The sequence below is a fragment of the Cupriavidus sp. L7L genome, assembly GCF_004353535.1.
Taxonomy (GTDB): domain Bacteria; phylum Pseudomonadota; class Gammaproteobacteria; order Burkholderiales; family Burkholderiaceae; genus Cupriavidus; species Cupriavidus oxalaticus_A.
In genome coordinates this window covers 23,573-38,254 of record NZ_SMNY01000052.1, presented here as the reverse complement: position 1 = coordinate 38,254, position 14,682 = coordinate 23,573, and the positions used below count along the sequence as shown (strand labels likewise).

Below are 14,682 nucleotides of genomic sequence, written 5' to 3'. Positions count from 1 at the left end.
TCGGTGGCCGGCCGAGCCTGCTCTCCACATTCGGGATATCCGAGAGCGCCCGGTCGTGGCGGAGCAGAAGACTCGTGTCCGGCATCGCATTGGGAGCGAAGACCGGTTGATCGACCGCCTTGGCGACATCTTGCGCGAGATGCGCGACTGGCGCGGTACTACAGCACGGCAGGCACGGTCGGTATATCGTTCAGGCTTGCGGCACGCTCCTTGTCGAGGGCTCTGCTCGGCCCGGTACGCGCCATCGGCGAGGAGCAATCGTGCCGTAGTCATTCGGGCAATCCGGCCAGCCGCAGCCCCTCCGCAAACTGGGTCAGATCTTCTGGGCGACGGATCGGAAGCCAGTCCTTGAGATTGGAGACGCGGAGTGACGGATCCAGCGTGCGCAGGCGCTGCATCGCCTCCTTCGCTTTGTCCATGCGGCCAGCGAGCGCATGACTCGCCGCCAGAATGCCGGCCGGGGCAAGGAAACTCGGTAGATTGCATTTGGCCCTTTCGGCCCAATCCGAAGCGGCGTCGAATCGTCCCGCGAAGAAATGCGCCAGCGCCATCCCAGCCTGCATCCTGAACATTTCCGGATCCAATGGACTCAAGCGAACGGCACGCGCCAAATACTTAATCGCAGCGTCTGTTTCACCGCGACAAGCGTGCAGGCACCCACACAGGGACCATGCAGGTGCGTGGTTCGGATTAAGCAGCAAAGCTCTGTCGAACAAGGCGATACCGCCGTCGAGGTCGCCGGTCAGATGCCCAAGTGCATGAGCTCCTCTCGTGAGCGCCACAGCATCGTCCCGGCCGAGCTCCACCGCCAGTCGGGCCAGGCGAGTGCCCTCGGCAATCTCCCGGGGCTGATCGGTCATCCAGCCATTCATCTTGCGCCAGATATAACACCAGGCCGCCATGCCATAGGCCGATGCGAAATCCGGATCGAGCTCGGTGGCCTTGTAGAACAAGGGCAGCGCCGCCTCGATTGATTCGCGCGTTCCGCTGTGCACCTGCGCGGTGCCGCGAAGGTAATAGTCGTAGGCGCACAGGTTCTCCGTCGGCTTGCGCTTGGCACGCTCGATCTCCGCCCGCTCGAGCTGCGGCGCGATGGCGCCGACCACGCTTTCCGCAACCTGGTCCTGCAGTTCGAAGATGTCGTCCAGCGTGCCTTCGAAGCGCTCCGCCCAGAGATGTGTCCCGGTCCTGGCATCGATGAGCTGCCCTGTGATGCGCACCTTGTTGCCGGTCTTGCGCATGCTGCCTTCCAGCACGTAGCGCACGCCAAGCTCGCGACCAACGTCCTTCACCTCGACTGCGCGGCCCTTGTAGGTGAAGCTTGAGTCGCTCGCGATGACGAACAGCCAGCGTATGCGCGACAACGCAGCGATGATGTCCTCCACCACGCCGTCGGCGAAATACTCCTGCTCGGGATCGCCGCTCAGGTTCTGGAAGGGCAATACGGTAATGGAAGGTTTACCCGGAAGGAGGAGCGCGGACGGCGGCTCCCTCGATTCTCTGGAGATGTGTTCGCCGATCTCGCCGACGAAGCGGAAACCCTTGCGGGCGACAGTCCTGACCAAGCGCTGTTCCCCGCCGGTGTCGCCAATGGCCTTGCGAACCGCATTGATGTGACTGGTGATCGTCGATTCCGAGACGATTCGGCCGCGCCATACCGCCTGCAGCAGGTCGTCCTTGCTGACGACACGGTCGCGGTTCCTGACGAGATGCAGCAGTAGATCGAAGACCTGCGGCCCGACAGGTACGACTTTCGCGCGATGCGAAAGCTCCCGGCGTTCCGGGTCGATCACGTAGTCTTCAAACACGAACTGCACTTGACATCCCCTGGCCGATCCGGCTCCCAGGTGGGGGCAACTGGCGAATTCCCTCCATGGATGATACTGCAACCGGTGGTGAGAGCATCTCATCCCGATCGGGCAATGCTTGGACGAAGAACCAAGCTCTCCTGCAGAGAAATTCAAGGTGAAGGCAAGGACCTCCCAGGATCGCGCGGGCAATCTCCATGCACATCGACGGCAACGGTTTGCGTCGAGAAACGGAGAGAAACATGAAGATTGTCGTCATCGGGTGCACCGGCTTCATCGGAACGAAGCTTGTGGAGGACCTTCGCAAGCGCGGCCATGAGGTGCTCGCAGCCGTCCATGACACCGGCGTCCACACCATCACCCGCGAGGGCTTGGCCAAAGCGCTCGACGGCGCCGAGGTCGTCGTCGATGTGGCGAATGCGCCAGTATGGGAAGACGAGATGGCCCTCGAGTTTCTCGAGCGATCGGGCCGCAACCTCCTGGCTGCGGGCGCTGCCGCCGGCGTACGCCACCATGTCGCCCTGTCGATCGTTGGTAGCGAACGGCTTCCCGACTGCGGCTATTTCCGGGCGAAGGTCGCGCAGGAGAGCCTCATCAAGGCGTCCGGCATTCCCTACACCATCGTGCGTGCGACGCAATTCTACGAGTTTGTCGGCGACATTGCCCAGTCGGCTGCCCCGTTGGACACCTTAGGCAAGGAGATTCGCTTGTCGCCGGCGCTGATCCAGCCGATCGCGTCAGCGGACGTGGCAGCGGCGCTTGCCGAGGTTGCAGTCGCGCCGCCAGTCAACGGCACGGTCGAAGTCGCCGGTCCGGAGGCGATGCCACTGGACGAACTGGTCAGGCGCTTCCTGCGGGCGACGCAGGATACGCGCAAGGTCGTGCCGGACGTCCACGCGCGCTACTTTGGTGGCCTCCTCTCCGATCGGACGCTCACACCCGGGGAGAACCCCCGCATCGGCGCGATCCGGTTCGAGGACTGGCTCGTTCGCTACCAGGCTAAGTCCTGCTTCGCCATGCAGTCCCCTCTTTTGGCGACTGCCGGTGCGGACAACTCGGAGGCGCTTGCATCGAGCTTCGCGACGAGCTATCCCGGAGTCGTCGCCTTCATCACCGTCGTGGCCGAAGGCGGCTTTTCCAAGGCCGCTGACCGGCTCGGGATCACTCGTTCCGCGGTCAGCCGCTGCATCCAGAAGCTGGAGGCGCAGGTCGGCTTGCGTCTGTTGAGTCGGACGACGCGCAGCATTTCGCTCACGGGCGAAGGCGAGATCCTTCATGCCCGCTGCCAGCCCAGCGTCGCTCTCATCACAGAGGCGATGGAGGACCTGCGCGATCTGCGCGACGGTCCGCCGCGAGGACGCCTGCGGGTCTCCGCTTCCGTGGGTTTCGGCCGCAAGGTGGTCGCGCCGCTGCTGTGGGCCTTCCAGGAAAAGTACCCCGACATCGAGATCGAGCTGCACCTGAGCTGCGTCGCGAGCGACTTCACGTCGGACCGCATCGACGTCTCGTTTCTCAACGGACGCCTGGCCGACTCCCGGATCGTCGCGAAACGGATCGTCCCGATGCAGACTTTGGTGTGCGCCTCGCCCGCGTATGCGGTAAGGCGCGGTATGCCCGAGTCGCCGGACGCGTTGATGCAGCACGACTGCATCAACGTCCGTCTGCCGTCGGGCCGCGTCTACGAATGGGAGTTCAAGGTGGAGGGGGGATTGCGAAAGCTGACTCCGCCATCGCGCATCATGTTCAACGATGACGGGCTCGTGCTGGAGGCCGTCCTCCAAGGCAAAGGCATCGCTCAGTTGGGCGGGTACCTGATCTGCGATTTGCTGCGCGAGGGGAAACTGGTTCACTCCATGCCACAGTACGCACCCGATGACCAGGGCCACTACATCTGCTACCTGAGCCGTCAGCACCTGCCGTCGCGCATCCGCGTGTTCGTCGACCACATGACGGCAGCGATCCGGGCGCTGGACCTTCAATGCGCGGGTGCTTTCTCACTAACGCCTGAGGATCGACAGGTCGCCTTGGCACCATTGGTGCCCCTGCGGGATCAATAGACTTGGCAAGACGACTGACAACGCGCGCGGAGAGCTTCAATGAGCGGCTGCGCCAGGAGTGGACGACGCCAGGGCCAAGATCTCTGCCTGGCGGACCCGCCACAACGAGAGTCGACCCCACTCTGCGCCGGACTGGGCCACCCCACCGAATTCGCCCGCCGATGCGAGGGCGAGGCAATCACAGGTCACCGCGCGGTGGGCTTCGCGAGCCGGGCGACGACCTCGTCGGTCGTCCACAGCGCGTTGGCGATGTAGCGGAAATTGATCAGCGCGCTGAGATTGCCGTCGCCCTCAGGCAGCTTCGGGGCCGCGACCGCATCACGCACAATGGCCACCTCGAAGCCCTGCTCCGCAAACTCACGCAAGTGGGACTCCACGCACAGGTTGGCCAGCATCCCGGCGAGGACGATCTTGGTGACCCCCTGCTTGCGAAGCTGGAACGCGAGATCGTTGGTCTGCGGGCTGTAGAGCTTGTGGGGCGAAGCGACGATCGTCTTACCGTCCTCGATGTAGCGCTTGAACTCGGGCATGAAGTCCGCGCCCGAACCGCGGAACCCATCCAGGCTCAGTGCGCTGGGCCTGTCGAAGATCTTGATCTTGTGCTGGAAGAGCTCGGCGGGGGCCTGGAACTTCCATTGGTGGTCGTGCGGGTAGTAGTAGTGAGGCGAGATCGCGACGACGATGCCCGCCCTCTTCGAGGACTCGAACAGGCGCAGCAGGTTCGGCACGAGCCGTTTCTCGGTGACGGCTTCACCCACAGCGGACCAAGCGGCTCCCTTCGGGCTCATGAAGTCGATCTGGGGATCGATCACAACCAGGGCGGTGCGTTCCAGATCGAGTGTCATCGTGGGAACGGGCATGGCGCGCTCGGTCGGATCGGTGTACTGCGCCGGTTGTACCAGATGTGGATGTGCCGTGGCGGTTGCGATGCTTGCAACGGCCATCGCAAGCGCGGCCGTCAACCGAAGCGTGGCGCGAGCAACGCATCGGTAGTCACGGTTCTTGAAAGGCTCCGACGACTGCTGTTGGTAGTTACTGCGTTGGGTCATGTTGGTTCCTCGGACTGGGGTGGACAACGAACACGCCGCGAGGGTCTCGATCCGATGCATCGATGCTGACGTGATGCGTTGAAATCTAGAAGCAAATGCCCGCCTGCACTAGGGACTGGGTATGGACAAATCTGTTGATCGCGAAGTACCAATCGCGCTCAGCCAGAGTCCGTCAAGAATGAGCCGGCGCATTTGAAGATCCTGTCGCGCGAATGGCTAAGCTCGGTGAACGACCCAGCGGCACGCGCCGGATGCGTTGCCGCGACATTGGTGAAGATCCGGCAACATCGAATTGCCCGTGATGCATATCGCGCGGCGAGGAGTCCATGGCTAGACTGATCGCGTCTCCACTCAGATCTATACCCATGAAGATTGATCCCGCGCCAACACGGCCTAGCTTCGCTCGAGTCACGCGCCGTCAGTTGTTGGTCATTGGGGCAGGCACTGCAGCAGCAGCGGCTTTGCCATTCGCAGCGTACGCTGCGCCTACTGCGCCGAATGGCGCTGAAACTCCGGAAGGAAATCCGCCCATGAGCTATGTCACCACCAAAGACGGGGTCCAGATCTTCTACAAGGATTTGGGTCCCTCCAATGGCACTCCGATCGTGTTCTCGCACGGATGGCCTCTGAGCTCCGACGATTGGGACGCGCAGATGATGTTCTTCCTCTCCAAGGGCTATCGTGTCGTCGCGCACGATCGGCGCGGGCATGGCCGCTCGGCGCAAGTCTGGAACGGCCACGACATGGATCACTACGCCGATGACCTCGCCGCGGTCGTGAACCATCTCGACCTCAAGGGCGCGATCCACATCGGCCACTCCACCGGCGGCGGCGAGGTCGTGCGCTATCTGGCTCGCCACGGCGAGAAGCGGGCCGCGAAGGCCTGCCTCATTAACGCCGTGCCGCCGCTGATGGTCAAGACCGCGTCGAATCCCGGCGGCCTGCCGAAGGACGTGTTCGACGGCCTGCAAGTGCAGACGGCCACGAACCGGGCGCAGTTCTACCGCGATATTCCCGCCGGGCCGTTCTACGGCTTCAACCGGCCGGGCGTGAAGCCGCAGGAAGGCATCATCCAGAACTGGTGGCGCCAGGGGATGATGGGCAGCGCCAAGGCGCACTACGACGGCGTCGTCGCGTTCTCGCAGACCGACTTCACCGACGACCTGAAGAAAATCGGACTGCCGGTGCTGGTAATGCACGGCGACGACGACCAGATCGTCCCCTACGCCGATTCCGCGCCGCTGTCGGCCAAGCTGCTGAAGAACGGCACGCTGAAGACCTACAAGGGCTTCCCGCACGGCATGCCGACAACGCACGCGGACGTCATCAACGCGGACCTGCTGGCTTATATCAAGGCCTGATTGCGTCGAATCAGTCGGCACCGTCGATGGCCGGTCGACCCTTTAGGGGAGGCCATCGACGCGACTCCCACTCTGGACGTCCAGTCCTCCCTCCTGAAGACGCTCCGCTGCCCCCCCTTTTTGCCCACATTGCCATGACCAAACTGACTCATGCCAACGGCGCCCCCGTTGTCGACAACTTCAACATCGAGACCGCCGGCGCGCGCGGCCCCGCGCTGCTGCAGGACATCTGGCTGCTCGAGAAGCTCGCCCACTTCGACCGCGAGGTGATCCCCGAGCGGCGCATGCACGCCAAGGGCTCCGGCGCTTTCGGCCACTTCACCGTGACGCACGACATCACGGCGTACTCGAAGGCCAGGCTCTTTTCCGGCGTCGGCAAGAAGACGGACGTCTTCGTGCGCTTCTCCACCGTGGCCGGCGAGCGCGGCGCGGCGGATGCCGAGCGAGACATCCGCGGCTTCGCGGTGAAGTTCTATACCGAGGAAGGCAATTGGGACCTGGTGGGCAACAACACGCCCGTGTTCTTCCTGCGCGACCCGCTGCGATTTCCCGACCTGAACCACGCAGTCAAGCGCGACCCGCGCAGCAACCTGCGCAGCGCCCAGAACAACTGGGACTTCTGGACGCTGCTACCCGAGGCGCTGCACCAGGTGACCATCGTGATGAGCGATCGCGGCCTGCCCGATGGCTATCGCCACATGCACGGTTTCGGCAGCCACACGTTCAGCCTCATCAACGCGGACAACGAGCGGCGCTGGGTGAAGTTTCACCTGCGCAGCCGGCAAGGCATCCGTAACCTCACCGACGCACAGGCCGCCGCGATCGTCGCCAACGACCGCGAGAGCGCGCAGCGCGACCTGCTCGAGGCGATCGACGGCGGCGACTTCCCGCGCTGGACGTTGTGCATCCAGGTGATGAGCGAGCAGCAGGCGCAGGTCTGCCCGTTCAATCCCTTCGACCTCACCAAGGTCTGGCCGCACGGCGACTACCCGCTAATCGAGGTGGGTGTGCTGGAGCTCAACCGCAACCCCGACAACTACTTCGCCGATGTGGAGCAGGCGGCGTTCTCGCCCGCCAACATCGTGCCGGGCATTGGCTTCTCGCCGGACAAGATGCTGCAGGGGCGGCTCTTCAGCTACGGCGATGCGGTCCGCTACCGGCTAGGCGTGAACGCGCACCAGATTCCGGTGAACGCCCCGCGCTGCCCGGTGCACAGCTATCACCGCGACGGCGCGATGCGCGTGGACGGCAACCAGGGCGGGCTGCCCGGCATCGTGCCCAACAGCCGCGGCGAGTGGGCCGACAGCCCGCGGCTGGCGGAGCCGCCGCTGGCGCTCTCGGGCGCAGCCGCGCACTGGGACCATCGCGCGGACGAGGACTACTACTCGCAGCCGGGGGCGCTGTTCCGACTGATGTCGCCCGAGCAGAAGCTGCAGCTCTTCGACAACACGGCGCGCGCGCTCGGCGGCGCGAGCGAGGACGTGCAGCAACGGCATATCCGCAATTGCACGATGGCCGATCGCGCCTATGGCGCAGGGGTTGCCGAGGCGCTGAAGAACCGCTAGTCAGGGACCGGAACCTCCAACACCCCTCCACACTGGAACTGAGCCTCCTACCGCGCGAGCGGCTTCATCCGATCGGCCGCTACGGCCGACCTGACACTGACAGTTGACCTCACGTCAGCCATGGTCGACGACTGTCGCGGAAGAAGGCCGCCCAGCGCAGAGTTCATCTCTCGCCGTCGCGAGAAGTCCTAACGAGAAAATCGTGAATGTAGTCGGAAATAAGTTCGGGGTGTTGGTGCTGTGGTGCGTGCCCCGCTTCAGAGAAGAAGATGAATTGTGCTTGTCGCATCTTCCCGATCAAAGGAAACCAGTTCTGCCCAGCGGTGCTCGTATCGTGGTCTCCTGCGATTACCAGGATCGGCACATTCACCTGCCCCATGCGATCGCGCCGGTGCTCCTCATCCTTGTGGAAGCCCTCTGCCGCCGTAAAGTACGGCGCCAACTCGTCGGGCCTGGAGGGTATCCTGGAGGTAACGTCAGCCCTTGCGTAGATGCGTTCGTGAGATGCCTTGGCCTCGGCACGGCTTGCCTGGGAGGCGGGCTCGAAAAACAAAACCTCCTCATCCGCCAGATCGTTCACAGGCTTGAATGCACGATCGAGAAACACCTGCTGCAGTGGGATCTCGTTATGTCCGGGTGGGTTGGTTCCGATGAGGATCGCCTGAGTAACGCGTTGCGCGTGGTCCAGAAGATAGGTCTGAGCCACAAGTCCTCCCCACGACCAGCCGAGGATGACGAAACGATCGGCCTCGATTGCATTGGCGAACTCATCGATGAACTTCGACGCCGATGCCATGGAGTCGGGCAGTTTGCCAGTCGAGTAACCGATGCCGGGATAGTCGACGGTGACGACGGTGTACCGCGACGCTAGTCCGTCAAGAAACAACGGATCCCATGTGTCGAGCGTCCCCCGTAAGCGGTTGGCGAGAATGATCGTCGGTCCCTGCCCTATCTTGCGGCAGGCAATCCTGTCGCCCTCGACCGTCACGTAGGACGTCGGGGCGGTCCCCGCGGAGACCGCGGCATCGGCGGCAGCCGCGTGGCCCCCAGTGGGGAGACCACCGAAGGCCGGCATGCGTTGGGCGAACAAACGCTTCATGACTGCATCTCCTGGAAAGTTGGTGGCTATCTCACCACCGGATCATTGGGAGTGGCTTGAGCGGGTGCAGGACGGCGTGCCGGCATGTCAGTCGAAGAAGACAGCGGTGGAAACCGGCGTTGGGAAACAGCGCTAATACGTCGGCCAGAAATCCTTTCGGAATCGGTTGGGCGAATAGCCTCGGCTGTCCTTGTTCTGGCTGGCTCATCACAAGGGCAACAGAGATTCAGGGGGTGACCGTCAGTCGGTGGGAGCGGCGGATACGCATCGCCTGGACCGTCGCGCCAGTCAGATAGACGAGGAAGCCGATGCCAACCATCGCCTTCAGTGTCGGATCTTCCGGACCGCTGAAGGCCGGATTGCCGATCGGGATGCGCGTGCCGGTCTCCGTCAATCCTGGGATCAGATGGAAGAACAGCGTAAGCGAGTAGCCCAGTACGGCCAGGTAGCGTGCTACGCCCGCTTCCCTATGTCGCTCGCAGGCACTGGCAATGGCGAGCACTGCCAACGTCAGGATTGACAGTGCATGGGGCGGCCCGAATCCGCCATGGCGGAAAATAAAGAGCCCGGTGAATGCCGTCGCTGCCGTCAGCCATATATAGAGCCGGCCGGATCGCGTCCTCATCTCGATTTCGCCGTGCTTAAACAACGCCACCAGACCACACGCCACTGCCACCAGGGCAATCGAGGTGTGGAGTATTCCGAGCGGACTGAGGTTGAGCATGATGGCACTCCGGGTTCGCCTGCTTAGACGCCGTGGAGAATCCGTATCGGCAGCACGTCTGCGCGAGCGGGGGGAATAATCAGGAGCGAACGAAAGCCAACAGGTCGGCGTTAATCGTCTCGGCATGCGTGGTAGGCATGCCATGTGGGAATCCCTTGTATGTCTTCAGGATGCCATTGCGCAACAGCTTTGCCGAAAGGGGTGCGGAGTCGGCATAGGGCACAATCTGGTCGTCGTCGCCATGCATTACCAGCGTCGGCACAGTGATCTTCTTCAGGTCCTCCGTGAAATCGGTCTGTGAAAAGGCGACGATGCCGTCGTAGTGCGCCTTGGCGCCACCCTGCATGCCCTGGCGCCACCAGTTTCCAATCACCCCTTCGTCCGGCTTGATGCCCGGCCGGTTGAAGCCATAGAAGGGACCAGCAGGGATATCGCGGTAGAACTGTGCCCGGTTGTTTGCAACCTGCGCCTGGAAGCCGTCGAAGACTTCCTTTGGCAATCCGCCCGGATTGGCTTGCGTCTTCACCATCAACGGCGGCACAGCGGCGATCAGGACTGCCTTCGCCACGCGGCTATCGCCGTGTCGCGCTAGATAGCGCACGACTTCACCGCCGCCGGTGGAGTGGCCAATGTGAATGGCGTTTTTCAGGTCCAGATGGGCAGTCAGCATTGCCAGGTCGTCGGCATAGTGATTCATGTCGTGGCCGCTGGCGATCTGCGTGGACCGGCCGTGGCCACGCCGGTCATGCGCAATTACACGGAATCCATGGTTCAGGAAAAACATCATCTGCGCGTCCCAGTCGTCCGCGCTCAGCGGCCATCCGTGGGAAAAGACGATGGGCTGGCCACTGCCCCAGTCCTTGTAAAAGATGTCGACACCATCCTTCGTCCTGACTGTTTGCATGGCATTCCCTCCTTGTTGTTTGCCCCTGCTCGCCGGGGCGGTCGCGTTGGTGGCGGCGTCCGCCGGTCGAGACATCGTGAACAATGCCGCCACTGACGCGACGGCCTTCAGGACGCCACGGCGCGTCGCTGTCATCACCGACCCATTTTCGTCGTTCATTTTGCGCTTCCCCTTGCGTCCGGTCAGTACGGTCCCCTATCGAGGGTGCTGCTCATCCAGCCATTCCCTTGTCGAGATGACGCGGGCATAGGCAAACCTGAGCGCGGCCATGAAGGCCGCGTGGGCCTGCGCGGCCGGCACCTCGACGCCTTCGAACTCCAGATCGCGCGACGCGCATGCGTCATGCGCATCGCCGCGATCAGTGCAGCCGCGTTGTCGGCCGCCCGATCCATCTGCGAGAGCGTCCACCGGCCACCCGGGAAGTAGTCGTTCTGAATATCGATGACGATAAGTGCGCGCCTGGACATAGTATTCCTCGCTATGAACGTCTTCTGTCGCTCCGGCGATCGGTGCAGGAGGCACCTTCCCGGAGGTTAGGGAGAAAATCGGCGCTCCCCCGCAAGCGGCGATCTCAGGATTGCTTACCGTGGCACGCCGCCCGCGCCACCCAGCGCCGAACACAACTCCGCGGTCGTGACGATGGCGTGGGCGAACGTTGGTCCGTTGATCTCATGCGCGGCATGCATGGCCTCCGCCGAGAACGCTGCCGTGGCATCGCGCACCAGCGTCACGTGATAGCCGAGTTCCGTCGCAAAGCGTCCTGTCGCCTCGATGCAGGTATTGGCCAGCATCCCGACCAGAATGACCTTCTGGATACCATGCTGCTTAAGTTGCAAGTCAAGGTCGGTGTTGGCAAAGCCGCTGCCGCCCCAATGTTCGTGAATGATGATGTCTCCGGGAAGCGGCTCGAAATCCGGATGCCACTGGCCGCCCCAGCTTCCCGCGGCAAAAACCTGCGCACGGCTGGCGCCCAACTGGTATGGGCTGGGATGCCTCCACGTGGAGAAGTCACCAGACCTCGCGCGATGATGTGGCACATAGAACACCTGGATGCCCCTTGCGCGTACGATGGTTACCGTCCTTTTCAGGTTGGCCAGTGTGCCGACCTGGTCGGCTACCGGCTTTGCCCGGTCGTTGAGCTTGCCGCCCTCACTGAGGAAATCGTTGTAGGGATCCACAAGCAGCAATCCTGTGGAAGCCGCGGGATACGTCCCTGGTTGGCTTGATTCCGTCATGGTCTCCCCTTCGCATCCATTTGCTGCTAATCATTTCTTGAAACCTTGGTCCCCGGCTACGTAAAATCGGCAAATGTCGCCTGGACTTGCATGGCAACCCGCCGTGAAGGGCCGCCCAGGGAGCAATCCATTGACGAAGCTGGTCTGCCCGGAGTTCGACGAATTCGAGGCGGCGCTTTACGGCGTCCAGGGAAGGTATGTCTTGCGGTCCCGGCCGCAGCGAGACTGGCAGCTCAAGGTGATCGACCTCGATGGCGTGGCGATCATGATGGGCCGGGAGGGCGCCTCCACGGCCTATTCGGGTATCGGCATGCCCGACTACTTCAATATCTTCGTGCCGTTGAGTGCACAACAATGCACCATTGTCGATGGCCATGCCTTCGACGAGCGCACGGTCGGCTGGATGGCGCCCGACCAGATGTTCCACATCGTTGCGGAGCGGGCGGCAAGCTGGCTGACGGTGGCGATATCGGCGCCATTGGTCCTGCACTGGGTCCACACGCACGTCGACGAGTTTGACGCCACGCTGCTCTCCAACAATCTGGTCTGCACCGGTCGAAACGGCGTGCCGCAACTGCTGGCAACGATTCGGCGCATCTTGCGCGTCGAGCGCGACGACCCGGACCAATTGCGCCATCCGGCCGCCACGCTCACGGCTCGCGCCGAACTGATCAACCTCGTGTTTCGCGCCGTGCTGACGGTCGACGATGGCGCGACCCATCTCCGGCTCAAGCCACGTCATCGTCAGATCCTGAGCAGGGCGCTGGGCTACCTCAAGTGCGTGGGGGAAACGACGGTCCTTGTGGACGACCTCTGCGCGGCTGCCGATGCATCCGAACGCACGGTTCGCAACGTGTTTCATCGATACCTTGGCATGGGACCGCATCGCTACCTAGCGCTGTACCGCATGCATGCCATTCGCGCAGCCCTCTGCAATGCGAGGCCGGGCGATACGGTATCCGCGATCTGCGGACGATTTGGTGTCTGGGACTTTGGCCGGTTCGCCGCGCTCTATCGCGCCCACTTTGGCGTTCTCCCATCGCAGACGCTTCGACAGCGCCGGCGTGGATGAGGGGGAGAATGTGGATAGGTTGGGGGCACCAGCGGACGGGCGACTGCAATGCGAGATAGCAGGCGCAAACGTCTCCAATACGCCGTGGTATATGGCGAACCTGACATAGAGCGGACCGTGGGCCTGGACAACGGCGATCCCTTTATCATGCTCTGGATTGGCTATGCGGAACAGCCGTCGACAAGCGATCGCCCGCGTCGGCCGATCAACTGCCAAAGCGACAGTGGAAGCGGATGACTGTTGGACTCGGATAGCCGCCACCGAGTTGTGGAGGAGTCGAACGGCTCAGAAGGGTCGGAAGCCGCCATATGCCAATTCTTCGCGACTGATTGCCATACGGCTCTTCGTGGCGCTCTACAGTCACCATTCTCTGGCGATAAGCCGGTCTTGCGCCCGGAAGCTATCAAGATCCGCTAGCGGAGAGGTGCGCCTTCCACTCTTGGGACTTCATTCGCAAATTGCACAGTGCGAAACATCCTATCGACGCCCTCCATCAGCCCTGCACCACCTCAGCGCCAGCCTCTCCGGCATCCTCTTCCTTCTGGAATCCCAAAGCGATCACTCGGAAGAAATCCACGGCACCCACTGCCTGCTGGTAATGGTCAAATCCCAGCTCGATCAGCTCTCAGCCAAAGTTTGCTTCGCTGACTGATTTGGCAGCTCGAACCGTCGGCACAATCCGCACTGCCGATGGTTCGCTCGATGCTGTTGCAGCCGAGTCCTGAACCCGTCATCCCGTCGCCAGCTTCTCTCCATTCACCGCAATTTCCCTCCTGAACAATTCCGCCATAGTCTCCGCCGCCAACGACAGCGGCGTATCCCGCAGCGTCAGAATCCCCAGCGTGATCGGCGGCAACGGCATCCGCAACGGGACCCGGCTAACCTGCTGCGCATACGGTTCCACGCCGAGCAGCCCGGCCGGACATGAAAGCAGCGCATCGCTGCGCGTCATCAGGTTCCAGCTCACGCCAAAGGTATTGGCCTTGATGATCCGTGCCGGCACGGGAATACCAGCCTCCCGCAACTGGTCGAGCATATAGGTGTGGTGACTGCCTGGCGACAGATGCATCAGCCATTCGCATTCAAGCAGTTGTTCCCACTCGGTCGCGTGTTCCAGTGGATGGCCACGGCGGCAGGCGACCATGATCTCCAGCGTCTGCAGCGGCTCGAAGACGAACTCGCTGCCAATGGCCTGCTGTCCCGGCGCGGCGACGGCAAAGTCGACGGTGCCGTCGCGCAGTGCGGGCAGCACCAGCGGCATCATGCCTTCTTCCAGCGTGAGCTCGGCCAGCGGCATGCGCTTGCGGAAGGCGCGGATTACGTCGGGCAGCAGGCTCAGGAAGACCATCGGCGTGACCGCTACCGATACGTGCGCCTGCTTGCCGCCCTGCAACTGGCGGATGTCCTGCCGTGCCAGTGCAAGCTGCGCCTGCGCCAGCCGCGCCCGCAGGGTGAGCTGGTGGCCGCATTCGGTCAGCGTCACGCCGCGCGAGCTGCGCACGATCAGCGGCGCATCCAGGTCCTGTTCCAGTTCGCGGATGGCCTTGGTAATGGCGGCTTGACTCAGGTGCAGGCCGCGTGCCGCGCCGCGGATGCTGCCGGTCTCCACCAGGCTCAGCCAGGCCTTCAGGTGATGGTCCTTCACGTTGTCTCCCTCGCTTCCCGGTCCATGGGCCGGGATGTCTTGCGCTTGCTGGCGATAATGACGACAACCCTGAGTTGTCATCACAAAGAATTTAGCGTCTTTTGGCTTTCATTCTATCTGCGTAGCCTTGTTGCGAACCCCATGCCAATGCAAAGAAAACAGC

13 protein-coding genes are annotated in these 14,682 nt (G+C 62.7%); 5 read left to right on the top strand and 8 right to left on the bottom strand.

Features of this window, described 5'->3' with window-relative positions; translation table 11 throughout:
- Positions 1–269 precede the first annotated feature (269 nt).
- Entirely contained in the window at positions 270–1,817 is a 1,548-nt protein-coding gene (locus tag E1J61_RS33010; protein WP_133098038.1) for a winged helix-turn-helix domain-containing protein, read from the bottom strand.
- Positions 1,818–2,050: 233 nt separating this feature from the next.
- Between E1J61_RS33010 and E1J61_RS39000 the strand changes: the two genes are divergently transcribed.
- Positions 2,051–3,865: a LysR substrate-binding domain-containing protein gene (locus E1J61_RS39000; RefSeq protein WP_368671171.1), complete on the top strand. Its 1,815-nt coding sequence runs from the start codon at positions 2,051–2,053 to the stop codon at positions 3,863–3,865.
- Between the two features lie 58 nt (positions 3,866–3,923).
- Positions 3,924–4,130, top strand: a complete 207-nt coding sequence (locus tag E1J61_RS38995; RefSeq protein WP_133098037.1) for an integrase core domain-containing protein — start codon at positions 3,924–3,926, stop codon at positions 4,128–4,130.
- Here the strand turns inward: E1J61_RS38995 and E1J61_RS32990 are convergent.
- On the bottom strand, positions 4,051–4,914 hold the full coding sequence (locus tag E1J61_RS32990; RefSeq protein WP_133098036.1) for an isochorismatase family cysteine hydrolase: 864 nt from the start codon (positions 4,912–4,914) through the stop codon (positions 4,051–4,053). The two genes, E1J61_RS38995 and E1J61_RS32990, sit on opposite strands and share 80 nt — an antisense overlap.
- 530 nt (positions 4,915–5,444) lie before the next feature.
- On the opposite strand from E1J61_RS32990, the gene E1J61_RS32985 reads away from it, so the two are divergent.
- Positions 5,445–6,275, top strand: a complete 831-nt coding sequence (locus E1J61_RS32985; protein WP_133098035.1) for an alpha/beta fold hydrolase — start codon at positions 5,445–5,447, stop codon at positions 6,273–6,275.
- Between the two features lie 134 nt (positions 6,276–6,409).
- Positions 6,410–7,840 (top strand): catalase, encoded by a 1,431-nt coding sequence (locus E1J61_RS32980; RefSeq protein WP_133098034.1) that lies wholly within the window; start codon positions 6,410–6,412, stop codon positions 7,838–7,840.
- A 163-nt stretch (positions 7,841–8,003) separates the two neighbouring features.
- On the opposite strand, the gene E1J61_RS32975 is transcribed toward E1J61_RS32980, so the two are convergent.
- The 5 genes from E1J61_RS32975 to E1J61_RS32955 all read right to left on the bottom strand — a co-directional run bounded on the left by E1J61_RS32975 (position 8,004) and on the right by E1J61_RS32955 (position 11,802).
- Positions 8,004–8,939: an alpha/beta fold hydrolase gene (locus E1J61_RS32975; protein ID WP_133098033.1), complete on the bottom strand. Its 936-nt coding sequence runs from the start codon at positions 8,937–8,939 to the stop codon at positions 8,004–8,006.
- Positions 8,940–9,165: 226 nt separating this feature from the next.
- The gene (locus E1J61_RS32970; RefSeq protein WP_133098032.1) at positions 9,166–9,663 is read right to left on the bottom strand and encodes a hypothetical protein; all 498 of its coding nucleotides are present in this window, start codon (positions 9,661–9,663) and stop codon (positions 9,166–9,168) included.
- 79 nt (positions 9,664–9,742) lie between these two features.
- Positions 9,743–10,567, bottom strand: coding sequence for an alpha/beta fold hydrolase (locus E1J61_RS32965; protein ID WP_133098105.1), 825 nt, complete (start codon positions 10,565–10,567; stop codon positions 9,743–9,745).
- A gap of 195 nt (positions 10,568–10,762) precedes the next feature.
- Positions 10,763–10,975 (bottom strand): hypothetical protein, encoded by a 213-nt coding sequence (locus E1J61_RS32960; RefSeq protein ID WP_368671172.1) that lies wholly within the window; start codon positions 10,973–10,975, stop codon positions 10,763–10,765.
- Between the two features lie 173 nt (positions 10,976–11,148).
- A complete protein-coding gene (locus E1J61_RS32955) occupies positions 11,149–11,802 on the bottom strand; it encodes a cysteine hydrolase (RefSeq protein WP_133098031.1) in 654 nt (217 codons plus the stop codon).
- Positions 11,803–11,932: 130 nt separating this feature from the next.
- On the opposite strand from E1J61_RS32955, the gene E1J61_RS32950 reads away from it, so the two are divergent.
- Positions 11,933–12,874, top strand: coding sequence for an AraC family transcriptional regulator (locus E1J61_RS32950; protein WP_133098030.1), 942 nt, complete (start codon positions 11,933–11,935; stop codon positions 12,872–12,874).
- A gap of 730 nt (positions 12,875–13,604) precedes the next feature.
- On the opposite strand, the gene E1J61_RS32940 is transcribed toward E1J61_RS32950, so the two are convergent.
- On the bottom strand, positions 13,605–14,519 hold the full coding sequence (locus E1J61_RS32940) for a LysR substrate-binding domain-containing protein (protein WP_133098028.1): 915 nt from the start codon (positions 14,517–14,519) through the stop codon (positions 13,605–13,607).
- Positions 14,520–14,682 lie beyond the last annotated feature (163 nt).